The 24781-nt window shown below is 54.8% G+C and carries 21 protein-coding genes; 19 read left to right on the forward strand and 2 right to left on the reverse strand.

The genetic code is table 11. The features are described from left to right. The first annotated feature begins 77 nt into the window (after positions 1–77). From IPM58_08480 to IPM58_08500, 5 genes are all read left to right on the forward strand, one after another. Positions 78–1466, forward strand: coding sequence for a polysaccharide biosynthesis C-terminal domain-containing protein (locus tag IPM58_08480; protein MBK9307109.1), 1389 nt, complete (start codon positions 78–80; stop codon positions 1464–1466). 14 nt (positions 1467–1480) lie between these two features. Then, on the forward strand, positions 1481–2596 hold the full coding sequence (locus tag IPM58_08485; GenBank protein ID MBK9307110.1) for a glycosyltransferase family 4 protein: 1116 nt from the start codon (positions 1481–1483) through the stop codon (positions 2594–2596). Positions 2597–2644: 48 nt separating this feature from the next. Next, complete coding sequence (locus tag IPM58_08490) at positions 2645–3826, forward strand: glycosyltransferase (GenBank protein ID MBK9307111.1); 1182 nt, start codon at positions 2645–2647, stop codon at positions 3824–3826. Between the two features lie 161 nt (positions 3827–3987). Next, positions 3988–5073: an O-antigen ligase family protein gene (locus IPM58_08495; GenBank protein MBK9307112.1), complete on the forward strand. Its 1086-nt coding sequence runs from the start codon at positions 3988–3990 to the stop codon at positions 5071–5073. A gap of 28 nt (positions 5074–5101) precedes the next feature. Continuing rightward, positions 5102–6340 carry an SGNH/GDSL hydrolase family protein gene (locus tag IPM58_08500; protein ID MBK9307113.1) on the forward strand — a complete coding sequence of 413 codons (1239 nt, stop codon included), beginning with the start codon at positions 5102–5104 and terminating at the stop codon, positions 6338–6340. 68 nt (positions 6341–6408) lie between these two features. Here the strand turns inward: IPM58_08500 and IPM58_08505 are convergent, their stop codons facing one another. Together IPM58_08505 and IPM58_08510 are read right to left on the reverse strand one after the other, a co-directional pair. Continuing rightward, positions 6409–7671, reverse strand: coding sequence for a hypothetical protein (locus tag IPM58_08505; protein MBK9307114.1), 1263 nt, complete (start codon positions 7669–7671; stop codon positions 6409–6411). 308 nt (positions 7672–7979) lie between these two features. Beyond that, positions 7980–9314 (reverse strand): WD40 repeat domain-containing protein, encoded by a 1335-nt coding sequence (locus IPM58_08510; GenBank protein ID MBK9307115.1) that lies wholly within the window; start codon positions 9312–9314, stop codon positions 7980–7982. A gap of 265 nt (positions 9315–9579) precedes the next feature. Between IPM58_08510 and IPM58_08515 the strand changes: the two genes are divergently transcribed. The 14 genes from IPM58_08515 (at position 9580) to IPM58_08580 (ending at position 24687) form a co-directional block, all read left to right on the forward strand. Continuing rightward, positions 9580–10716: a glycosyltransferase gene (locus tag IPM58_08515; protein MBK9307116.1), complete on the forward strand. Its 1137-nt coding sequence runs from the start codon at positions 9580–9582 to the stop codon at positions 10714–10716. Positions 10717–10785: 69 nt separating this feature from the next. Continuing rightward, positions 10786–12774 carry an asparagine synthase (glutamine-hydrolyzing) gene (asnB, locus tag IPM58_08520; GenBank protein ID MBK9307117.1) on the forward strand — a complete coding sequence of 663 codons (1989 nt, stop codon included), beginning with the start codon at positions 10786–10788 and terminating at the stop codon, positions 12772–12774. Between the two features lie 53 nt (positions 12775–12827). Beyond that, positions 12828–13634, forward strand: a complete 807-nt coding sequence (locus IPM58_08525) for a hypothetical protein (GenBank protein MBK9307118.1) — start codon at positions 12828–12830, stop codon at positions 13632–13634. A gap of 168 nt (positions 13635–13802) precedes the next feature. Next, the gene (locus tag IPM58_08530; GenBank protein MBK9307119.1) at positions 13803–15647 is read left to right on the forward strand and encodes a carbamoyltransferase; all 1845 of its coding nucleotides are present in this window, start codon (positions 13803–13805) and stop codon (positions 15645–15647) included. A gap of 11 nt (positions 15648–15658) precedes the next feature. Next, the gene (locus IPM58_08535) at positions 15659–16063 is read left to right on the forward strand and encodes a sxtJ (protein ID MBK9307120.1); all 405 of its coding nucleotides are present in this window, start codon (positions 15659–15661) and stop codon (positions 16061–16063) included. A 25-nt stretch (positions 16064–16088) separates the two neighbouring features. After that, positions 16089–16241, forward strand: coding sequence for a hypothetical protein (locus IPM58_08540; protein MBK9307121.1), 153 nt, complete (start codon positions 16089–16091; stop codon positions 16239–16241). A 175-nt stretch (positions 16242–16416) separates the two neighbouring features. Next, positions 16417–17670 carry a glycosyltransferase family 4 protein gene (locus IPM58_08545; GenBank protein ID MBK9307122.1) on the forward strand — a complete coding sequence of 418 codons (1254 nt, stop codon included), beginning with the start codon at positions 16417–16419 and terminating at the stop codon, positions 17668–17670. 276 nt (positions 17671–17946) lie between these two features. Then, entirely contained in the window at positions 17947–19158 is a 1212-nt protein-coding gene (locus tag IPM58_08550; protein MBK9307123.1) for an SGNH/GDSL hydrolase family protein, read from the forward strand. A 113-nt stretch (positions 19159–19271) separates the two neighbouring features. Beyond that, positions 19272–20384: a GNAT family N-acetyltransferase gene (locus tag IPM58_08555; protein MBK9307124.1), complete on the forward strand. Its 1113-nt coding sequence runs from the start codon at positions 19272–19274 to the stop codon at positions 20382–20384. A 67-nt stretch (positions 20385–20451) separates the two neighbouring features. Beyond that, positions 20452–21054 carry a sugar transferase gene (locus IPM58_08560; protein MBK9307125.1) on the forward strand — a complete coding sequence of 201 codons (603 nt, stop codon included), beginning with the start codon at positions 20452–20454 and terminating at the stop codon, positions 21052–21054. A gap of 36 nt (positions 21055–21090) precedes the next feature. Beyond that, on the forward strand, positions 21091–21723 hold the full coding sequence (locus tag IPM58_08565) for an acetyltransferase (protein MBK9307126.1): 633 nt from the start codon (positions 21091–21093) through the stop codon (positions 21721–21723). Between the two features lie 62 nt (positions 21724–21785). Then, the gene (locus tag IPM58_08570) at positions 21786–22652 is read left to right on the forward strand and encodes a phytanoyl-CoA dioxygenase family protein (GenBank protein ID MBK9307127.1); all 867 of its coding nucleotides are present in this window, start codon (positions 21786–21788) and stop codon (positions 22650–22652) included. A 45-nt stretch (positions 22653–22697) separates the two neighbouring features. Beyond that, positions 22698–23807 (forward strand): GNAT family N-acetyltransferase, encoded by a 1110-nt coding sequence (locus tag IPM58_08575; protein ID MBK9307128.1) that lies wholly within the window; start codon positions 22698–22700, stop codon positions 23805–23807. A gap of 28 nt (positions 23808–23835) precedes the next feature. Next, positions 23836–24687 carry a GNAT family N-acetyltransferase gene (locus tag IPM58_08580; protein ID MBK9307129.1) on the forward strand — a complete coding sequence of 284 codons (852 nt, stop codon included), beginning with the start codon at positions 23836–23838 and terminating at the stop codon, positions 24685–24687. Positions 24688–24781: the final 94 nt, after the last annotated feature.

The raw sequence follows: 24781 nt of genomic DNA on the forward strand, positions 1-24781 counted from the left end.
GGAGGATGTGGCCGGCTGGCGCTCAGAACGCGTTGAATTGGACACCCCTTCCGTGGTTCGACCGTTGGTAGTGAACCATGCATGACGTACTGCAAGTAGGTCTTCAATGGTGGGATACGTGGAAGGCGCGATCTATCAATCGGCGGATCTTGAGCGCGTTGGTGACTGTCGGTACCCTCACTGTCCTGGCCAAAATTGCCTCTGCCGGAAAAGATTTGGTGGTGGCCTACCAATTTGGGGCCGGCGATGAACTCGACGCGTTTCTCATGGCGTTTCTGATTCCATCATTTGCGATCAATCTGATCAGTGGCTCGCTCAATGCGGCGCTCATTCCTACCTATATTCAGGTACGAAAACAGGAAGGAATAGTGTCGGCCACGGATCTGTATGCGAGTGTTCTGACCGGCAGTGTCGTGCTCTTATCGGTGACGTCACTCATCTTGTTTGCCATAGGCCCGTTCTTGCTTCGGATGGTGGCCATGGAATTTTCTGAAGAGAAATTTGCGCTGACGGTGTCGTTATTCAACACCTTGTTACCCTGTCTCCTTCTCATCGGACTTGCCACCACCTGGGGGGCGATACTGAATGCGCACGAGCAATTTGCTCTTGCCGCCATCGCTCCTGCCATCATGGCATGTGTGACTATTCTGACCCTTTTGGTATTCTCTCACCCTGTGAATATTCATACGCTTGCTGTTGGCGTCGTTGCCGGCACCGTATGTCACGCTGCACTCCTCGGATGGGGGGTGGGTCGAGAAGGGCTCCGGCTTCGGCCCGGATGGACCGGTGTCACGCCAGCGTTGAAAGCGGTCTGGCATCAGTATGCTCCCATGCTTGCAGGGGCTGCCTTGATCGGCGGTACAGAAGTGATCGGACAAATCATGGCTGCGTCGTTGGGATCGGGGAGTGTGTCGATTCTGTCGTACGGCAACAAGGTGCCCATGCTGTTACTCGGGGTAGGGTCTATGGCTGCGAGCACGGCGATACTGCCGTATTTTTCACAGATGGTCGCTGCACATCAGTGGGTTGAGATACGACAGACGCTGCTCACGTATGCACGACTTACCGCGGCCATCACGATTCCGCTGACGGGTGTATTGGTGACATTCTCCGAACCCCTTATTGAGGTCTTATTCCAACGTGGGGCGTTTACGGCTGTCCATACCCACCAGGCGGCATGGGTTCAATCCCTCGCGCTCTTGCAGCTCGTTCCATTCGCCTTGGGTATTCTTGCCGTGCGGTTGCTCTCGTCTCTCAAGGCCAACCACATCTTGATGTGGAGTTCGGCCATCAGCCTGGTCCTCTCGATTGTTTTAAACTACGTCTTTATGCAACTCCTCGGTGTCGCCGGGATTGCGCTGGCGACGAGTCTGATGTACCTCGTCTCGATGTGTTTTCTCTATATCATGGTGTTTCGACAACTCCGGTTGGAGAGTGCCGGGGTTTCCCCCTACCGTGCCTCCTAAAGTCTGCAACCTCGATGCGCATCACACTGGTCATTTCGACATTCACGGCTGGAGGAGCGGAGCGGGTGATGACCCTTATGGCCAACTATTGGGCGGAGAGGGGAGATGACGTGACCGTCATCACCATCAGCGCGCAATCTAACGATTGGTATCAGCTTCATCCTCGTGTCACACGGGTGGGGTTAGACGTCTTATCTCACTCGGCACATCTTGGCCAAGCAATACGTGATAACGTTCGGCGAATCGTACGGCTGCGCCGGGCATTACGTCGGACACACCCTCACGTGATCGTCAGTTTTCTCGGTACAACCAATGTGCTTACGCTCATCGCGAGTTTTGGCCTTGGCACTCCCGTTGTCGTCTCCGAGCGCAATGATCCCCGTGAATATAGTATCGGCTTGGCGTGGAGTCTCATGCGGTCCGCAATCTATCGGCATGCTGATGCGGTCGTGGTGCAATCATACGCGATACGCGATTGGGTCTTGAAGCTCCCGGGAATAAAGGCCACCTACGTTATTCCAAACCCGATTCGTCCAAGAGGCATTGAATCCGAGCAAACTTCGAGACCCCACACTTCCACTCATGCCATCGTCGCCATGGGGCGGTTGGTTGAGCAAAAGGGATTCGATCTCCTGGTTGAGGCGTTTAGCCGATGTGCCACGAAGCATGCTGATTGGTCGTTGGTGATTCTCGGTGAAGGTCCACAGCGTTCCAGGTTGGAGTCCGTGGCCTCTGATTTGGGGATTGGAGACCGGGTCCATTTAATTGGGCAGGTTCGGGAGCCTGACACCATTCTGAAAGGAGCCGACCTCTTCGTCTTATCGTCTCGGTATGAAGGGTTTCCAAATGCATTGGTCGAGGCGATGGCCTGTGAGCTTCCGGTCGTAAGCACCGACTGTTCCAGCGGTGGACCGCGCGACATCATCCGCGATGGGATCGATGGCATACTGGTTCCCCCGAAGGATGTGGCGGCCTTAGCCGTTGCCATGGACCGGTTGATGGCGGACCACAAGGAACGCCAGCGGCTTGGAAAGCGAGCAGTGGAGGTCGTCGAGCGCTTCAGTATGAACAGAGTGATGAAGTTATGGGACGATCTACTGACTGGTGTCGCAAGCCCCTCTCATGTGTGAAGAAGGTTCGACGTCATGGTGACCGTTATGTGTGAGCCAAAGCGTCACATGAACATTCTTTTTCTTGTCCGTTCTCTAGACTACGGCGGAGCGGAACGGCAGCTGGTTATTTTGGCTCGTGAACTTCATCAACGCGGACATAAAGTCTCTGTTGCTGTGTTCTATCCTGGCGGCCCGCTGGAATCATATCTGAAGGACGCCTCGGTCCGGATCATTTCCCTGGAGAAGCGAGGACGATGGGATGTCGTGGGGTTTCTCGTACGACTGATCAGGACGGTGCGCTCAGAACGGCCGGACGTGTTGCACGCTTATATTGTCGACCTCATGACCGTATTCGTGCAACCGTTTCTGCGCTCGATGAAGATTGTCTGGAGCATTCGCAGTTCCAACATGGACTACAGCCGCTACGATTGGCTGTGTGGCGCGAGTTATGCCCTGAGTTGCTGGTTCTCCAAGTCTGCAGATCTGATCATTTCGAATTCGTATGCCGGCCGTCAAGACCACATCGCAGACGGCTATCCGGCCGACAGAACTGTTGTGATTTCAAACGGCATCGATATCAACCGGTTCTTCCCAAACGTGGAAGCGCGCGAGCGGATGCGGATACAGTGGGGAGTAGGAAAGGACGAAGTCGTGATTGGTCTTGTGGGCCGACTGGATCCGCAGAAAGATCACGAGACATTCCTACAAGCCGCGGTGCTATTGCGACAAGAAAAGACTCAGGTGCGTTTTGTATGTGTGGGAGACGGTCGGTCCGACTACAGAACTGCGCTCCAAGACCGTGCACAAAGGCTGGGGTTATCCGACTGCGTGATGTGGGTTGGTGGGCAATCGGAGATGCCTCATATCTACAACGCACTTGACGTACTGGTGAATTCCTCCTCGTACGGGGAGGGGTTTGCGAACGTGCTTGGTGAGGCCATGGCCTGCGGAGTCCCCTGTGTGGCGACTGATGTGGGGGATTCAGGTCTGGTGATCGGAGATACAGGGCACCTGGTACCGCCCAAGGATCCGGCTGCACTCAAAACTGCCATACTCCGAGTCTTAGCTCGCCAGCCGGTTGCAGCAGAAATTCGCCGACGCATTGTTGAGCACTTTTCGGTAGAGAATCTTGTTCATACGACTGAGCGGACGCTCTTGACACTGTGGCATCTGCCGACCAGCCAGTCCATCACGTCACAAGAGCATGCTCCTGTTGATGGCCAATGCAAAACGTTCAAAGTAATGTGATGACAAACTCTCTCTTCCGCGACGTCTTAGCGGTGAGCGCAGTTGCGATCTTCTACAGCAATCTACATGAATACCTACATAGGACCTACGAGGTCGTGGTGCCATGGCATTGGGTTCTCGCTTTTCTTATCCTATCTCTACCGCTACTGGTCAGACAGGTGATGACGTCCGAAATTCTCAGGCTCCCGATCGTGGTGTGGTGTTTTGGGTATCTCTGGGTCACGATAGTCTGGTTCCTGTTAGGGGCACAGTCGGACATGGCCTGGCAGGAAGTACGATGGCGGATCTTGGCCATATTTGAAATTCTTGGCTTCCTCGCGGTTTTTATGGATGGTAGGGCGCACCTGATTGCGCGACTCACGCTTGTAGTCGCGGTACATGTTGCGGTGATGGTCAATATCTTTGAACTCTTTGCTCCCAACACCTTCAGCAATGTGTCTGGACGCTCTGCCGGCTTGTATGTGAATGCGAATATGTCTGCGGAAGCACTCGTCCTTGGAATGATTCTCGGCACCACGGCGCTACCCTCTTGGTATCGCGGGGCGTTCATTTTCCTCACCGGCGTTGGTGTGTTTGTGACCTATTCTCGGGCGGGCCTGATCGGGTGGCTGATTGCTATAGGAGGGCTGATGCTGGGACGGTGCGTAGACGCAAGGCATTTGGTTCGGATAGGTCTTGTGGCGGTCGCTCTCCTCAGCCTTGTGTTGCTGCCGAAAGCCGATCAGATTCTCACCGCACTGGAAAGGGCTGGCACATTGAATGCGGACACGCAGGAACGACTCGCCTGGTTCATGGATCCACTCGGGGTGGATGATAAATCCGGCTGGTCACGCAAGTCTGTTGCCCGGGAAGCCTGGGAGCGGGTGACCGAACGGCCGTTCTTTGGTGGTGGAACCGGCTCAGTACATAAGGGGCTCGATATACCACCACATAATCAGTTTTTGTCGCACATGATCGATCATGGCCTTGTTGGTGCGATTCTCATGCCGCTGCTCCTGCTGGTCTTGATCTGGCGGAATCAGGGCGCAAGCCGACGAGTTGCCCTCATCTTCTGCGGTGCCACATTGTGGTTTAGTTTTTTTACACACACGTTCCTAAATAATGCGCACAGTCTTCTCCTTATCGCGATGGTAGCGGCGCCAGTATCACTACATGTCCGTCGGAGAGACCAAGCGACCCAAGGCGACCTGATTAGCAATTCAGATCAGGGTAATCTTATGAAAACGTGGATGCCTTCCCTGCGATGACTCCCTGAGCCTCGGCGGATCTTGGATCATGTCGAAGAACCACATCCTGTTCGTGATATTCGGGGGCGTTCTGTTCGGGCTCATGATGGTCGAACTTGGGTTACGAGCGGTTGGTATTTCCTATCCAAACTTTTCCCAATTCGATCGTGAGCTAGGGGTTTCGCTACGTCCACAAGCTGAAGGATGGTTTAAGAGAGAAGGGGAGGCCTTCGTCCGAATCAATTCGACGGGACTTCGTGATCGTGAGCATGCCATACCCAAGCCAGATCACGTGCTACGAATTGCGGTACTGGGAGACTCCTATTCCGAAGCGTTGCAGGTTCCGATCGAGGACACGTTCTGGGCGGTAGCGGAACGAGAGATCAAGGGCTGTGCAGCCATGGGTCATCGAGAACCCGAGCTGATTAATTTTGGGGTCTCTGGGTACGGTACGGCACAAGAATTGATCATGCTTCGTCATCGAGTCTGGACCTATGCGCCTGACATCGTCCTTCTAATGATCACTCCCAGCAACGACATTCGCAATAATTCTCGAGCCCTGGAGAAAGACGGCAGGAGGCCCTATTTTGTCCTGAAAAACGGGCTTCTCGTAGAAGACACGTCTTTTCGTAATGGGATCGGATTCCGGCTACGTTCGTCGTCATTGGGACGAACAGTCACCGATGTGCGTGACTCGTTGAGAATATTCCAATTAACGATCGAAGCTCTCCGGCGGATAATGCAACCGAATCGTGCGACCCATGAGCAGTCAGACCTCGTTGGTCAGGTGGCGGATGAAACCAGCAGATCCGGACGGCGAGGCGAGGATCCACCATGGCTGCAAGGAGAAGCTGGTCTGGATATGGAAACATACGCGGAGCCGCAAGAGTCGGTCTGGAAAGAGGCTTGGCAAGTAACGGAGGATCTCATCAAGCTGTTGCATGCAGAGGTGGAAAGCAGAGGCAAAGGATTCATGGCCATCACAGTGAGCAGTGGCCCTCAAGTAGGTCCGGATCGAGAAGCTCGCCGGGTATTAGAGCGCCGTTTAGGGGTATCGGATCTCTTCTATTCCGAGAATCGAATACGAGCCTTGGGAGAAGATCGATTCGAGGTTCTTGCTCTGGCTCCACTGTTTCAAGCGTATGCTGAAGAACACCGCATCTTTTTACATGGCTTCCCGAGTTCTGGCCTTGGTCTGGGACATTGGAATATCGCTGGACATCATCTGGCGGGGCAACTGATCGCTCAAGAGCTTTGCGGGCAACTCACCGGCTCACAGCCGACCTGAACACAGGTCACAGCCGGGTGAGCTGGTCTTATTCTCAAGCACAATGGGAGCAGCACTTCCTGTCACTCCTAGTGTGAAATTGTTAGATCCCTTGGGCTTTGTGGTGGAGTCCGATCAGTCGTAGTTTGGGACTGTATCCGGGCAACATACATATCTGTACGTCCACCAGCCTTTCCCCAATTGCTCGTAAACGCAATGAAGTTTCCATCACGGCTCACCGATGCCCGCGGTTGAGCGTCGTAATTATTGTCGATGACGATGCTCCAATGATGCGCAATCCGTCGCACTCGATTCGACCCATCCGTGGCGATGAAAACGATCTCATTATCAAATGGATTCACCACAGGTCCTCCGTTGATGTGGAACCGGGTCCCAACCATCCAAGCGTCGTCGCTGCCCGGCATGGCGAAATGATCTTGCTGGGTCGCATAGGACCATGAATCTCTCGGCAGCAGGAATGTTACCGAGTTCGGCGTCGCCAGGTTCCGCACGCACAGGCGCCGGGTATTGCAGCTAGTGCCGACTATCCCATTGCCCATCGCGCGATGACTGAACCACAAGAGGCTCTCGACTGTCGTACGGGTAGGGAGGCTCTGCAGATCCCACACATGCAGATCCTTGGTCGTATTGGATTTCAACGACACGAGATAGCGTCCGCTTTTGTCGATCTCGACTTCGTTAATCGACCCTTCATCGCTGACGTTGAGCAAAATGGTATCGGTGCTTCGCTTGTAGGCCATATAGCCCGTGCTCACCCCGTTATTATTGACGTAGTGAAAGGCAAAGACGTCGTCGTTGTCGCTCACGGACATCTGCGTAATATAACTGCCGACAAAATCGGCTCCAAAGTCACGGATCAGCGTATTCGTCCATGTCGTGCTGGATCCGTTTGGAATCGTGATTTCATAGAGCGCTTTGAGAGCCACCGCATAAAATTTGTTCGGGCTCGTACGCGACCACTGAGCCTCATACTCTCGCAATCCGGGAGGTGGATTGGCCTGAATCCGCCCATTCGAGCGGGTCATCAAGGCGGCGTTGAAGTCCCAGACCTTGAGCCGCTTGTACCCCACCTTACAGATCGCACGGATCTTCGTGTTATTGATGTTTAAGGGTGGCTCGTTGCTATAATCGTTGAAGCAGTTCGAAGAACTGTCACCGCTATCTGTTACCCGCAGGATGGTCGTTCCGAACGTGGGATCCGTCGCGATCGATCCGGCGGCGGGCAAGGAAGGTGGGGTAGCAGGCATCTGGTGTACATCCATATCTGAAAGAAATGCCCACGACGGCATGGCCCACAGCATTCCTAGCGGAACGAGATAGAGCACGCGCATAACTCGCCTCCGGTATTATCACGGCCGCCCGATTTCGCTCCATCAACGAATCCTTGATGGGAATGACCTTTACCGAGGCAACGAGCATGCCAGGCAGGGCCATGGGGGTGCGTACCACCCTATTCCGTATCTGGTGGATATTCCAGTTTGTTATTTAGGGAGTCACTAAATACAGGGCCGTCTTGTCCAACCGAGGAGGGAACCGTCAGTCGCGACGTACATTTCTGCGCAGAGAAACCTGAAAGGCGATGCAGCTTAGGGATCGAAATCAAGACTCTCGTCAGCCTGTCTCGTGGGCTGTTGCTCCCTTACCGGACAATTCGTGGGTTGGTGGGGGCCGCTCGTGTGGTCGCAGTTGTGGACTGGACCCGAACAAGATAGACGTCTTTGCGGCCGCTGGGGTTTCCCCAATTACTCGTAAAGGTAATGAAGTTTCCATCGCGGCTGACCGATGCCTTTGGTTGAGCATCGTAATTATTGTTCACGACGACACTGCGGTGGTGGGCGATCCGTCGCACTCGATTCGACCCATCCGTAGCGATCTGAACGATCTCGTTATCGAACGCTTGCAGCACAGGCCCTCCGGTTCGTGAATAGCGGCTTGCCGTCATCCAGGCATCACTGCCGCTGGGCATGGCAAAATGATCATCGTGGGTATAGTAGGTCCATGAATCTCTCGGCAGGATGAACGTCACGGTGTTTGGTGTCGCCAGATTTCGTACGCACAGCCGACGGTAATTACAGGCGCTGCCGACGATCCTATTTCCCATGGCGCGATGGCTAAAAGCCAGTGTCGCCGCGACTTGTGTTTGGGTTGGTCCGGCTTGCAGGTCCCAGATAGCTGTTATCCCACTTCTCCTTACTACGAGATAACGGCCACTCTTATCAATCTCCACTTCATTGAGACCGGTTGCGTTGGTCACCCTCAGGAGAATGGAATTCGTACTGCGTCTCCAGACGGCATAGCCCCCGGTATTGGACATCACAGCAAACACATCATCATTGTTTGACACGGAATGCTGTGTCACTCTGGTCGCACCGGGGAAGTCGGTCGTGAAATTGCGAAGGATTTTGTTCGTCCAGACGGTCGAGGTCCCATCGGGAATGGTCACTTCAACAAGATTCATTTGTGCGCACACGGTAAATTTGTTGGAAGTGGTGCGAGACCATTGTGGGAAATATTCTTGGGCTCCTGCTACTGGATTACTTTGAGTCCGTCCGTTAGAACGTGTCATCGTCGACGCATTGAAATCCCAGACCTTGAAGCGCTTAGGCCCAACAACTCGACATTGTGCCGCGACTTTGGTGTTGTTGACGTTCAGAGAGGGCATGTTCGAATAGAACGTCATGCAGTCACCGCTGCCATCCCCTGAGTCTGTCACACGTAGGATGGTGGATCCAAACACGTGGTCGGTTGCCTTCGAGCCTGCTGTGGGTAGGGAAAGCCCGGTCGACTGTGGATGTACAGCGGTATCGGTGAGAAATGCCCAACTATGCAGGGGAAGCAGTACCATCGATAAGAAGAACAGGACGGTCATATCGAATCCTTTCATGAGCTCACATATTTTGGTGCGTTTCCCGATGACGAACAGCATTGCCAAATGGATGCCGTTGATGAAGGCAATTTTAGTACCTGCTGGCACGTGACCTGACCAGTTTTCGTTAACCTATTGAATAGTTGTTATTTTATATAGTTCGGAACGCAAAACATATCAGGCGTATTCTTGTCGCACTGTATGCATGTATGGGGTGATGTGTGTGGATTGGCCTTCATGGTCATATCTGTCTGACTACCTAGGCTCGTGTACGGACACCCCAGATTCTGAAAGGTTGTGGCCCTCGTCGGCGCCTCTCGTCCTATCACGTGCGTCTCTTGAACAGTAGGAAAGTCCCATGACTCCAAAACGGATTCTGTTTCTCACGACTGGTCTGCATGCTGGAGGGGCTGAATTAATGTTACTTCGACTGCTCTCGCGCTTGGACCGCCACTGCTTCGTGCCATCAGTCATCTCACTTATCCAGCTCGGGCCGGTCAGTGAAAAAATTGAACAACTAGGAATTCCCGTTCGATCACTCGGGATGCAACCCGGCAAACCGAATCTAGCGTCCATTGGGCGACTTCTGTACTGGATTCGTCAGGACCGTCCACATGTCATCCAAACCTGGATGTACCATGCAGACTTACTCGGGGGTGTGGCAGCTCGATTGGTAGGGCACATTCCGATCGCGTGGGGAGTCCGGCATAGTGACCCGCGTACTCAGGGGTATGGTCCGTTGACAGTGCCCACGGTCAAGCTCTGCGCTCGATTGTCCCGCTGGATTCCCAAACGGATTGTCTGTTGTTCTGAGGCGTCGCGTGAGGCTCACGTTGCCTTTGGCTATACAGCCGACAAGATGGTGGTCATCCCCAACGGCGTCGATCTGACAGCATTGAAACCCGATCCTGACGCACGCCGTGCGACTCGACATGCTCTCGCTATTCCCACCGAGGTCCCCGTAATCGGTCTGGTCGGAAGATTTCACCCTCAGAAGGACCACAAGAACTTTGTGCAGGCAGCCAAACTTATTTTCTCAAAGCGACCATCAGTCCATTTTGTACTCTGCGGCGAAGATGTGACCTGGGACAACCGAGAACTTGCCGCGTGGATTGATGATGCCGGCATTCGCAGGAATTGTCGTCTGCTGGGACGGCGTGAGGACGTGCCGCAACTGATGGCCTCGTTTGACCTGGCCACGTCCTCGTCCTGCTTCGGTGAAAGTTTCGCCAATGTGGTCAGTGAAGCGATGAGTTGTGGGGTGCCTTGTGTTGTGACGGATGTTGGTGATTCAGCGCACATCGTAGGGCCGACCGGCATTGTGGTTCCCCCGCGAGATGCGACGGCATTAGCGGGAGCCTGGGAACAGATGTTTGATCTTGGTCGAGAACAGCTTCTCCGGACAGGATTGCAGGCGAGACAACGGATTAAGGACCATTTTGATTTGCCGGATATCGTCGATCGCTATCAAGCGCTGTTTGAAGACCTTGCAATCTTACCTGCCGCTTAAAGTGGCCACCAATCAATCTGGCCAGATTCACGAGCCTTTGCATTGAATTGAACGGAGTGACGCGTCGTTATGTGTGGCATCGCAGGCTATTGTGAGATTGTTCCTCGCAGTAGGAGAGAGGAGCTGGAAGTGACAGTTGCGGCCATGGCTGCCACATTGCACCATCGAGGGCCGGACGATTCGGGGGTCTGGACCGATCCATCTGCCGGTATCGCGTTGGCTCATCGCCGTTTGTCGATCTTAGACCTTTCTCCGCTCGGTCATCAGCCGATGCACTCGGACTCAGGCCGCTACGCACTTAGCTACAACGGCGAGATCTACAATTTCAGGGCCCTACGCAGCGAATTGGAATGCCTTGGACATACGTTTCGTGGCCATTCGGATACCGAGATCATGCTTGCTTCATTTTCACAGTGGGGTGTTCATCAGGCCGTCCAACGGTTCAATGGCATGTTTGCATTTGCCGTATGGGATCGTGACGAGCGCCGGCTCCTCCTGGCTCGTGACCGATTTGGTGAGAAGCCGTTGTACTACGGGTGGATGGGGAAGACATTCATGTTTGCGTCGGAACTCAAGGCTCTGCGGGCGCATCCGGACTTCGAAGCCAATATCGATCGAGATGTGTTGGCGCTCTACTTTCGCCACGGCTACATTCCCGCTCCCTATTCGATCTATTGTGGTATCTCAAAGGTCTTGCCTGGAACGATCTTGACGGTGGATCCGGAAGCAGGTTCCCCTCCAGACTCCATACCCTATTGGTCCGTTCGAGCTGTCGCCGAACAGGGTAGCGCAAATTCTTTCGCTGGTACGGAGACGGAAGCCATTGCGCACTTGGATCACTTGTTGAGAGATGCGGTCAAACTTCGGATGGAAGCGGACGTGCCGTTGGGCGCGTTTTTGTCCGGGGGTATCGATTCTTCGGCCATCGTCGCGCTCATGCAGGCGCAAAGCACGCAGCCTGTCCGGACCTTCAGCATCGGGTTTCACGAGGCGGCCTATAACGAGGCAGACTATGCCAAAGCGGTGGCGAAGCATCTTGGAACACATCACACCGAGCTCTATGTGGCCCCTGAAGAAGCCATAGCGGTCATCCCCAGACTTCCCACACTCTACGACGAGCCGTTTGCCGACGCCTCACAAATACCGACGTTTCTCGTTTCTCAACTGGCTCGCCGCGACGTGACGGTCTGTTTGTCGGGGGATGCCGGGGATGAGCTGTTTGCCGGCTATGATACCTATCTCCACGGAGTACGTATTTGGAAACTGATTGGCTGGTGGCCGCGATCTCTGCGGCTGTTGTCTGGAAGAGGATTGACTGCGTTGTCGTCGGCGCCATGGGAGTTTCTGCTTCGAATGGTCGAGCCGATCTGTCCGAAGGGCCTCCGGCTGCAGCACCAAGCTCTTCGGCTCAAAAAACTAGCGGAGCTTCTCCCAACGGACTCTGTCGAAGCCATGTATCGGGGGATCATCACGCATTGGGATGTTCCAGACTCAGTGGTTATCGGGTCGTCGGAGCCTCCGACGGCGTTTACCGATCGGACCCAGTGGGGAAGGATTTCCGGCGTCCTCCGTCGGATGATGTACACCGACTTGATCACGTATCTGCCGGACAACATCCTCGTGAAAGTGGATCGCGCCAGCATGGGGGTGGGTTTGGAAGCACGCGTGCCGCTGTTGGATCATCGCGTGGCCGAGTTTGCCTGGCAACTTCCGGTCTCCATGAACGTTCGCGACGGACGAGGCAAGTGGATTCTCCGGCAAGTACTCTCCCGGTACGTTCCACCCACTCTGACCGAGCGACCGAAGATGGGGTTCGCTGTGCCAATCAGCGCATGGCTACGCGGCCCCCTGAAGGACTGGGGCGAAGCACTCCTGGATAGAAGGCGATTGAAAGATCAAGGATTCCTGAACCCGGACCTCATTCGAGGCAAATGGTGCGAGCATCAATCCGGGAAGGAGGACTGGCGTATTCTGTGGGACGCCCTCATGTTCCAAGCCTGGTTCGATTCCCAACAGCGACCCATGCGATCGGGGGTGGAGGTGGCATGCAGTCTATGAAACACAGGGCATCTGATTTCGGTATCACGTGTGACAGATGAGGAGAGATCGACATGGGAGAGCCGCTCCGTCACGATATTGCTGTTCCACTGAGAGTCATGGTTTTGGCCTATCTGTTACTGGTTGGACAGGCGGCCCTGCTGCTCTGCTCAGATGAGACAGTCGTCTGGTTGGGCATGGAGGATGGTCCGATCGAGAATATGGGGGCGCTCAGTTTTCTGCTCGCCAGTATCCTCTTTTTGATAGCCGCGTATCGCTCATCGAAGCTTCCAGGAGAATCCAGGGCCAACTATTTTGACAACCCTCTGGCGCTCTTCAGCCTCGGGATGCTCTGCTTCATCTGCTTTGGTGAGGAAATCAGTTGGGGCCAGCGACTCTTTGCCTATCCCGTTCCGGATTGGCTCAAGGACATCAATCGACAAGATGAGTGGAACCTACACAATCTTGCCTGGTTTCATGGGCAGACGGCGGAGGGTGTTGAAAAATCATTCTGGGCACGTCTGCTCGTCATGGACCGCCTCTTGGCTGCTTTTCAGCTTACACTGTGCACGTTGGTCCCGATATTTAGCGCCTACAGTGCAACTCTCCGTACCTGGGCGGCGCGTATTGGGCTCCCGATTGTTCCCTGGTGGATCGCCGGCCTTGTCCCGGTACACATTGTTACGACGCAGGCGCTTTACGTGATTGTGGGCGAGAACATCATCATGGGCGATACGCTCGATGAAACCAAGGAAAGTCTGCGGGCCGTGATCTTCCTCACAGTCGCCATCTGGGCGTACAGATTGACCAGTGCCACCTCGTTCGTAGCTATGGAGCAGGGTCTTTCTGATAGAAGTCACGTATTTAGGGCGAGACTGTAGCCACCGCAACGTGTTACGCCACATGCGCTTGTAATCTCATCAACAGTATCTAGCGTGCCGCGACTCTGGTCTGGATGAATTGAATGTCGACAGACTCTAGCGTTGTCTGAGCGTAGTGGATGATCATGCGTTCTCGGCGCTGGCCGAAATGTGAAGAGGAGGGGAATTATGAATCATATTCTTGGCATTTCGGCGTTTTATCACGATAGTGCGGCCTGCCTGATTCGCGACGGGGACATTGTGGCGGCGGCGCAGGAAGAACGGTTTACCCGGAAGAAACATGATCCCGGGTTCCCAGCGCAGGCCGTGACCTACTGCTTACAGGAGGGCGGCCTGACCCTCCGGGACCTCCGCTATCTCGTGTTTTATGATAAGCCGCTGGTGAAATTTGAGCGATTGCTCGAAACCTACCTGGCCTTTGCGCCCAAGGGGCTCCAGTCGTTCGTTGCGGCCATGCCCGTGTGGCTCAAAGAAAAGCTGTTCCTTCGAAACCTACTCGCCAAGGAATTCCTCGCCCTGGCGCCAGGAATGACGCAATCGGAACTGCCTCAGCTCTTGTTCGGTGAGCACCATGAATCGCATGCGGCCTCGGCTTTTTATCCGTCGCCCTATGACAAGGCCGTCGTGCTCTGTATGGATGGTGTCGGCGAATGGGCGACCACCTCGGCCTGGCTCGGCGAAGGGAACAACTTAACCCCGCTCTGGGAGATTCCCTTTCCCCATTCACTAGGGCTCCTCTATTCCGCCTTCACGTACTACACCGGATTCAAGGTCAATTCAGGCGAGTATAAGGTGATGGGCCTGGCTCCGTATGGCGAACCGAAATATGTGAAGCAAATCTATGACCATCTCCTCGATCTTAAGCCAGACGGAACCTTTCACTTGAACATGGACTATTTTAACTACTGTACTGGTTTGACGATGACGGGGAATAAATTTGACGATGTGTTTGGCGGCCCTCCCCGGAAGCCCGAAAGTACGTTGACTCAACGGGAAATGGACCTGGCCCGGTCGGTCCAAGAGGTTACCGAGGAGGTCATGCTCCGGGTGACGAACACGCTCCATCACGAAACGGGCGTGGACTATCTCTGTCTGGCCGGTGGCGTCGCGCTCAACTGTGTGGGCAATGGGCGGATCTTACGCGAGGGGCCCTTCAAGGGGATCTGGATTCAACCGGCGGCGGGAGACGCGGGCGGGGCGGTCGGGGCGGCCTTGAGCGCGTGGTATCGCTATGAGGATCACCCGAGAGTGTCCACCGGTGTGGACCGGATGCGCGGGAGTTATCTGGGGCCGCGCCATACCAACGACGAGATTGAATCGTATCTCACACAGATCGCCGCGCCGTATGAACGGCTGGACGAGGAGCCGCTCTGTGAACGGGTTGCGCAGGATCTTGCTGAAGGCAAGGTGGTCGGGTGGCTCCAGGGCCGGATGGAGTTTGGGCCCCGCGCGCTCGGCGGGCGAAGCATCCTCGGAGATGCCAGAAATACGAAGATGCAATCCGTGATGAACCTCAAGATCAAGTATCGTGAATCGTTTCGGCCCTTTGCGCCGTCGGTCCTGCGAGAACGGGTCGCGGATTTCTTTGTGATGAACTCCGACAGTCCCTACATGCTGCTGGTGGCCCCGGTCGCAGAGAAACGACGCCTCCCGCTGCCGGCCAACCAGTCGGAGCTGTGGGGGATTGAGCTGTTGAACGTGCCACGGTCCGATATTCCCGCCGTGACGCATCTGGACTACTCGGCCCGCATTCAAACCGTCCATGAAGAGACCAACCCGCGGTATTACCGGTTGCTCAAGTCGTTCGAAGCCCTCACGGGCTATCCCGTGCTGGTCAATACGTCCTTCAACGTGCGAGGGGAGCCGATTGTGTCCACACCGGAAGATGCCTATCGCTGCTTCATGCGGACCGAAATGGACGTGCTGGTCCTGGAAAACTGTGTGCTCTATAAAACCAATCAGAAGCCTATGGAACACGATACCAACTGGCAGCAAGAATTCGCGTTGGATTAGGAGATCGCACGATGGAACGATCCAATCATCAAGCGACTGTCAAAGAGTTGCGCCAGTTCGGGCTCGTGGTCGGCGGCGTGTTTGCCGTGATCGGACTGTGGCCGTTGGTGGTTCGGAGTGAGTCCCCACGGGTGTGGGCGATGGCGCTCGGGAGCCTGCTCATGGTGTTGGGTGCGGTGGCCCCCCAGAGCCTGACACAGGGGCATGCGGGATGGATGAAGGTCGGTCACATCCTCGGCGCCATCAATACGAAGATTATCCTGGGGATTCTGTATTATCTGCTGATCACGCCGATGGGCCTGGTGATGCGCCTGATGGGGAAGGACCCGATGCAGCAGGTCTTGACGCAAGGGACGGACACCTATCGCATCCTGCGAGCTCCACGGCCACGCCAGCATATGCGAAACCAATTCTAGCATTCTCCTCAATAAAGGAGCAGGTATGGGCGAATTCCTGATGGAGTTGTGGGCGTTTATGAACGAACGCAAGAAGTTCTGGTTGTTGCCGATTCTTTTGGTGCTTCTCTTGTTTGGCACATTGATTGTGTTGACCCAAGGGTCCGCGGTCGCGCCATTCATTTACACGTTGTTTTAGGCTCCAAATGGAAAAACTTGTGGGCAACGAGCATTGAGTCGAATTAAACACACGTATTAAGAGTTCAGGCTTGGCCTGAACAGCACCGGTGTCCTCTTGAGTGCTGATAGTCGGCCTACTACATCGTTTCGGATCACGTCACGTCCTATTTTCTCTCTCGCAGACTGAGATCTTGATGACGGTTTCTCCCATAAGACTGATTCATGTGACCACTATTCCGCTATCACTCCGCTTTGTGGCTGGCCAAGCGGCCTATATGAGGGCCAGGGGATTCGAAAGCCATGCCGTCTCAGCTCCGGGGACAGCCTTGACAGAGTTCGCTACGGAGGAATCTGTCACGGTTCACCCGGTGCCAATGGCTCGGCGGATTACACCGCTCAGAGATCTTGTGGCACTGTTTCAACTGTGGCGGCTGTTCCGTCGCCTTCGCCCGCATATCGTTCATGCGCACACGCCGAAAGGCGGCTTGCTCGGAATGCTCGCGGCACGATTTGCAAGGGTTCCTGTCCGAATCTACCACATGCATGGACTGCCCTTTCTTACAGCCACGGGACTCACTCGTCGGATCCTTATGGCCACCGAAGCGGTCTCCTGTCGGATGGCCTCCCAGGTTTTCTGCGTCAGCCGCTCGGTACGGTCTCTGGCCGTCGATCTGCACCTGTCTCCTCCGGAGAAAATCCACGTTCTGTTGCAAGGGAGCTGCAATGGTGTCGATGCCGAGAGCGAGTTCAATCCAGATCGATTGAACGTCTCTGTGCGAAGTGAGGCCCGGCGCCGATATGGTATTCCGGCTGATGCCACCGTCATCGGATTTGTGGGCCGTTTGGCGCGTGCGAAGGGACTTGCCGAATTGGACTCTGCCTGGAGGATGCTGAGGCGCGAACATACAGATCTGCACCTCCTCCTCATTGGACCGGAGGAGCCCGGCGATCCGCCGCCACCAGGGTTGCTTGAACGGCTGCGAGAGGATCCCCATGTGCAGTGTGCTGGAGAAAACTGGGACACGCCCCCACTCTATCGTGCGATGGATATCCTGGTGTTGCCCACGCATCGTGAGGGCTTTCCACTCGTCTTGCTGGAAGCCGCAGCCATGAGAGTGCCGATCGTCGCCACGCGCGTGACCGGATGTCTGGATGCAGTGCAGGACGGCATCACGGGAACCCTTGTGTCAGCCTACGATCCGGACGCGCTTGCTGTCGGGCTACAGCGTTATGTGCGTGACCCTGCACTGCGCCGGCGGCATGGGGAGGCGGCACGGAAGTGGGTCCTGCGGGAATTTCGCCCTGAGGAAATCTGGCAGGCCGTGTATCACGAGTATGTGCGCTGTCTGCTCAGCAGAGGTTTGAAGCCTCACGGGGAGCATCCGTATGCACGGAATGCACGGAGCGAAAGCGAGCGGGCCGATCGCCCACGGGAGCAATGGTCATGATCTCGCGCGGGTCGATCGGTATTGACGGTTTGACTCCCTTTATGCCGCGACAATTCTCCATTGAACAACAACGCTGACCCGGCAGGTCTATCACAGACACGTGTCCTTCGATATACAGAGTAGTAAAGGCTGCGTCTCTTGGCTTGATTCAAGTTTTTTGGCGGTCTGCGCTCGCTCAACCGACGCTCGATGCCTCATCGAGCGCGTCATGAGAAGACAGATGGTGGTACACCCATCCGACATGGATCCAGACAGGCCCATCAAGGAAACAGCAGAATGACCCCTCCGGGCACCCGCATCACCAGACGAACCGTAATCGTGGGGGCAATTCTCGCCCTGTGCTTCAGCGTAGGTTGCTTGGAGCTGCTTTCCTATGCCTATCTGCGTGCAGCAGAAGGTTACGACGGGCATCATTTAATGATGCATCAATTTGATGATTACAAGAACATCCATCCGACCCCGTACTATCGGGACACCAGAGGCGTCACTCACAATGGACAGGGATTTCGCAGGGCCGAAGATGTCTCTCTAGCGAAACCCCCCAACACCTACCGCATCTTCCTTATGGGAGGATCGACTGCCTATGGCTTGGGTTCACTGTCTCCGAAAGGGCATCTCAAGTATCCGGTGCTTGGCAACAATGAGACCATCGATCATTACGTGGAGGAATTTCTGGACCGCAACATTCCGTCTCGTCGGTTTGAGGTGGTCAATGCCGGCATCCCCAGCCATTCCAGTCATCATCATTTGATTTATCTCAACCAGACGATCTTGAAGTATCACCCTGACATGATCATTTTTCTTGATGGTACGAACGACTATTATCCATGGGAGAAGGGGTATGATCAGTTCCGCGATTATCCATACCGGGAATGGTCGCACCTCTATCTGGATGAGCCTTCCTTCAAGGCGTGGATCAGCTATACCGGGTTCTGGCTCTATCGCAAGAGTCATCTGGTGTACCTCGCAGGGAAGAAGCTTCGCCCGCTCTGGTCGACGATCAAAAATGTTTCCCCCCAGCCCCGTCGTGAGTTGGATGTGGACGATGCCCTGCGGAATCTCGAAGAGAACGCCGAAACCAACTTCATCCGGATGGTTGAACGGAATGGGCTCGTCCTCCGACACGAAGGGGTTGTGCCTGTGTTCGCTCTTCAACCGGATCTGCTATTTGACCAGCACAAAGTGTTGACAGAGTTCGAGCAGGACCTGTTGGCCGAATTCATCAACGGGAAACCGGTCAACTATCGGCAGTTCAAAAACCGAGCACGGCCGATGGTCACTGAAAAACTCCGGCAGGTAACGGCCGACCTGGGAGCCTCATTCGTCGACCTGACCGACATCTTCGGAGGAGTCAAGGAAGATGCGTTTACCGATGATTGCCATCTCACTGCGCTCGCCAATAAGACCGTGGCCGAATACATCGGAGACCGTATCGTACCGCTGATCGTTGCGTCAGCGTCACCTGCACGTGACGCCCGTCACCCATGATGAACTGAAACGCGGGACGACCGTACCTGTATCTCAATTAGGCTTCGCCGACAGAGAGGAAGCGCTGAGTCCATCCGAAGCCAGTTGCTCCGAGCGTGGAAGAAGCTCTACACATGATCGCTCAGTTCATCGATCGCCGTGATACGAGATGGAAGGAGTTCTTACAGAGAACCCCCCATGATTTCTATGACTTGCCTGAGTATGCTGAGGTGGTTGCCGCTGAAGCAGGCGCGATGCCAGTGGCCTTCTACGCGGAATACGGATTGGCAACCTGTCTCATTCCCCTGCTTATCCGGACGATACCCGCAGCGCTCAAGGCACCACGGGTTTGGTACGATTGCGTTTCTCCCTATGGATACCCGGGCATTGTGCTGTCCCCCTCGCAAGAGGAGTTGCCCTCGTTCCTCGATGCGTTTTGCCGCATCGCAAGAGCATACGGAATTGTGACGGCCTTCCTTCGTCTCCACCCGCTCTTCCCGCTGGCGCAAGCCCCGCTGGAGAGATTCGGCCAACTGATTCAGCATGGGGCGACTGTGTACATCAACCTGTCTGAATCCAAAGAGCACATCTGGCAGCAGGTGTCGACGAATCATCAACGTGACATCAAAAGGCTTATTCGGTTGGGTTTCCATTGTACGCTTGATGATTGGAGCCGATTTCAGGAGTTCATCGTCTTGTATCATGCCAATATGAAACGGGTGGGCGCCAAAGAGGAGTACTTCTTTTCGCCGGACTACTTTGAGAATCTGCGGGCAAAGCTTGGGTCTCAGATACATCTTGTCTGTGCGTTGACGAGTGCCAATGAACTCGCGGCAGCCGGCTTGCTGATCGTCACCAAGGGAATCGCTCAGCATCATCTTGGGGCAACAGCCGCGCAGTACCAGCGCCGTTCGCCTTCGAAATTAGTCGTGGATTTCATGTGGCGCTGGGCTCAAGAGCAATCGTGCCATACGTTTCATTTTGGCGGTGGTGTAGGGGCCAGTGAAGATTCGCTGTTTCAGTTCAAGTCCGGCTTCTCTCCAATGCGGAGTCAGTTCTACAGCTATCGCATCGTTGTTGATGACGCGAAACACGCGGCGCTGAACCAAACTGCTAAACAGTTGGGATGTGTCCCTGCGTCTTCCGAGTTCTTCCCCGAGTATCGTCATCTGGAAAAGAAAAATGACCCGGTCCTGATTCTCGATGATCCCCTGATTGCATCGCACACCATGCAGCGCACAAATTGACCCTATCATGGACCCTCTGATCAACCCATCCCAGGTGACGATCACTCGCCTCTTTCCAGGGAAGCGCATGTTCGACTTGGTGGTGACCATCAGCTTTCTCCCGTTCCTTCTTCCGATCATCGGCCTTACGGCCGTGGCGACAGGGATGTTTCATGGTTGGCCGGTCTTGTTCGCGCAGAAACGTCCTGGGCTGTACGGTCGACCGTTTACCCTCTATAAATTCCGCACGATGACCACGACTTGCGGACCTGATGGGCAGCTCTTGCCCGATACGGATCGCCTCACGCGATTCGGTAAGCTAATGCGCAGCACGAGTCTGGATGAGCTTCCTGAACTCCTGAATGTTCTCAAGGGAGATATGAGCCTTGTCGGACCGCGGCCCCTCCTCATGGAATACCTGTCGCATTATAGTCCGGAACAGCACCGTCGCCATCTCGTTCCTCCCGGACTGACCGGTTGGGCTCAGGTGAACGGAAGGAACTTCGCCAACTGGCAGCACCGATTTCTTTTGGATCTGTGGTATGTTGATCATCGCTCGCTCTGGCTGGATTGTAAGATCATCCTGATGACGCCCTGGAAGGTGCTTAGGCGGGAAGGCATCATGCATCCTGACGACCCATCCTGGGAAGGTAATTTTAAGGGCACGCCGTCAGATCCACTCTCCCGTTAACGAGGTACTCACTGATATGGTGTGCGCTAGAATAATGTGATGAAATACAAAGAGAATCTGATATTGATCGGCGGAGGTGGCCATTGTCGTTCCTGCATTGATGTCATCGAAATGGACGGTCGGTTCACGATTCGCGGTATTATCGACGAAAAACCAACAGAAGACTTGATGCTTACCGATTATCCATTACTGGGTCGGGAGGAAGATCTCCCGTCACTGATGCGGTCCTGTCGCAACTTCTTCATCACGATCGGGCAGATTAAGTCCCCAGAGCCGAGGATTCGATTGTTCACGCACCTCAAACAGTTGGATGTTGTATTCCCCATCATCATCTCCCCGTTGGCTCATGTGTCACGCCAGGCTGTGCTTGGGGAGGGAACGATCATCATGCATCACGCAATCGTCAATGCCTACGCCTCCGTGGGGCGGAACTGCATTATCAATACCAAAGCACTGATTGAGCATGACGTCGTGGTCGAAGACCATTGCCATATCTCTACTGCCGCCATCGTGAACGGAGCAGCCAAGGTCGAGGGGCATTCGTTCATTGGTAGCAACGCAGTGATACGGGAAGGTGTTGTCGTCGGTGAAGCGTCGATCGTCGGGGCAGGGATGACCGTCTCACATAATGTCGACCGTCAAGCCATTGTGCGTGTTCCATATTCCTGAGCCGTTTCACAAAGCATCCGTCCGCAGGTTCTTTCTTTATCCAACTACAATCAGAGAATTGAATGAAACCTCTCACCCCAGAGGAAGAAGTCTTACTACCTTCAGACGGTGACATAGCCTTTTATCGGCAACATGGGTGGTATCGATCGAAGCGCATCATACCGGACACTGTATTGAATGAGGCGTTTATTGGAGTCTCGCGACATTTCGATGGAGAACGCGATTGGATACTGCCGCCCAGCAGTGGGTTTTCTGATTGGAAGCCGGGCGACCCGGACACGGTCCGAAATGCTGAAGTTGTGGCATTGCAGAATCGACAGCTACGCGACCTAGCCATGTATCCGTTGCTTGGCACCATGGCCGCACGTCTCGCCGGCACCTCCGTGATCCGTTATTTCGCCGACTCGCTGGTCTACAAGCCTGGAAACCTGTCCGGTAATGATTCTGTAGTCGGATGGCATACCGATCGTTCCTATTGGGGGACGTGTTCCTCCGATAACATGCTGACGGTGTGGATCCCGTTTCAGGATTGTACCGAAGAGATGGGGCCCGTTTTGTATATTGACCGGAGTCATCGATGGCCTGGCACTGCGGATATGCGAACGTTCAATTGCCGTGATTTGAGCGAGTTGGAACGACATTTATTTTCAGAGGATCAAATCGTAAAGGTTCCCATGACTCTTCGTCGAGGCGAAGTGTGCTTCCATCATTGCCGCACAATCCATGGCAGCGGCCCAAACAAAAGCGATCGGCCACGTGTTGCCTATGCCATTCATATGCAAGATGAGGCGAATCGGTTTCGAGTATTCCTGAATGCGAAGGGCGATCCCTGGAAAATTTACAATGACGATTTTGCACGTAAGCAAGAAAATGGTCTGCCGGACTATACAGACCCACAGATATTCCCACCACTATGGCCCCAGCCATAGTGGCCCCGTTAACCCACCTGCACAGCATGTGACATGGATATATATATGTCAGCTGTACCATCATCCGTCGATGCGGGATTGGAGGTAATCGGTAGCCCCTCAGTACGAGTTTTGGATGCCTCGAATCCGACGGAACGATCGGCATGGCTTCAGATATGGCAACGGTGGCCGGAGCGAGAAGTCTGGGCCCATCCCGAGTACGTCTCGGTGTCTGGACGGCCAGGGGAGCGGGCTATCTGTCTCGCAATGGAAGATTCCTGTGGCGGAGTCCTCTTTCCCCTCTTGCTTCGCTCGCTAGAAGATCTGCCATGGGCCACAGACGGCAACCGCTGCTTCGACATCACTTCGTGCTACGGGTTCGGAGGCCCGTTCAGCTGGGGCACTCCAGATGTAATGACATTTTGGGATCGTTTTGATCAATGGGCGAAGGCTCAGAATGTTGTATCACTTTTCACTCGGCTACCGTTATTTGAGGACCAGAGTATTCCCTTCAGGGGTGAAGTCATCCTAAAGGGTCCCTCCGTAGTCATTCCGTTGGGAGGAGGAGAAGAAGCGATTCTAAAAAACTACGAACGATCTGTACGGGGAGTTCTCAGACAGTCGGTGCGGAACGGTGTGTCTGTTGTTGTGGATCCCTATGGTGATCGTTTGGAAGAGTTTCTGTCAGTCTACTACTCCACTATGGAACGTCGTGCCGCGTCCTCCGACTATTTCTTCAAACGGACGTTCTTTACGTCGCTTCGAGAACGCCTCCCTGGGCATGTAATATTTTTCCATGCGCTTCACGAAGATCAAGTCGTCTCGACCGAACTGCAACTTATCTCACAGACCCATTCCTACGCCTTTCTCGGAGGTACGACTGAGCGAGGGCTGTCGCAAAGAGCCAACACGGCCCTCCGCCACGCAACGAATGTCTGGGGTAGTGAAAACAACAAGAGCCACATGGTATTCGGTGGGAGTCATCGGGAAAGTGATGGTCTTCTCAGTTATAAGAAGCGGTTTGCTCCCCAGAGTCTGAAGATGTTTAGGGTCGGCACCCGAGTGTTTAGCCCTGACCTGTATATGCAGCTTATCGAGCGACGCCAGGTATGGGCTGCGGAGCAGGGTCAGGTATGGGCTCCCATTGACGGATTTTTCCCAGCCTATCGCGGGTAAGCTTCTACACATTCCAGCGGTGAACGGTATGCTAGTGGAAGCCCTCATTCGACCTGCCAGGCCGGGAGACAGCGAAGCCATTGCTGCCCTTATGCGTGAGGGCGTGAGCGAGCCGGTACGACGGATCACGATTCTGGGGAGTCCGTACCTCCCGCGATTCATCGCCGATGAGCTCGCAAGGAACAAGAATGATGACTACGTGGTGTGCACTGTGCGGGAGCGGGTTGTCGGCATGTGCGGCTGGAGACATACCGACGCGGCCTTGCATCTCAATCACCTCTATCTGGCGCCGAGTGTGCGTGGGCAAGGACTGGGCACTGTTCTGATGCTGGATGGGCTCCGCAGAATCCGTCGGCCATCGCAGGACATTCTCAGCGTCGATGTGTTTTCCGGCACCCCTCGCGCACAGGCCTGGTATCGGTCCTTGCACCTACGGTTGGAAACGCGCACCAGGTGGATTGAGCTGCCGCTTCCATTGACGCAGCCTGATCATGGGCACGGATATACCGTTTCGGGGCTTGATGAGGCTGCTGTCAAGCATCTCCGCTATGGGTTTTCTCAATTCACGCTGACGACGAACTTGGCTACCTATCGCGTTGGACGACTCGGCCAAGACCTCTTCCGGGTCTGCACGTTCTCGATTCTGGATGACCCTGTCGCACTCCAAGGCCTCACCCATCTCGATCCTGAACGACGGCTGGTTTGCAGTGTCTCTGAAGGAGACTCTCTCACCCTGTCTTCCCATGACCGTTCATGTCTCGCCGAGAGCGAACGACTCGTTTCTTCCTGTATGTCTGTGAGGGAACACCTGGAATCGTCGCTGTCCAGGCGGCAGTATATGCGCCAGACTATTCCCATCAGATTCGAGGTGGTTCCCTGAGTACAGAACCTGACAGGATCTTCCCGCTCCTACCTTGCCGAGGGCGGTGTACAACCGGCGATCCTTATGTTGCCACGATAACACGCACAGATAT

Source organism: Nitrospira sp. (assembly GCA_016715825.1).
Lineage (GTDB): Bacteria > Nitrospirota > Nitrospiria > Nitrospirales > Nitrospiraceae > Nitrospira_D.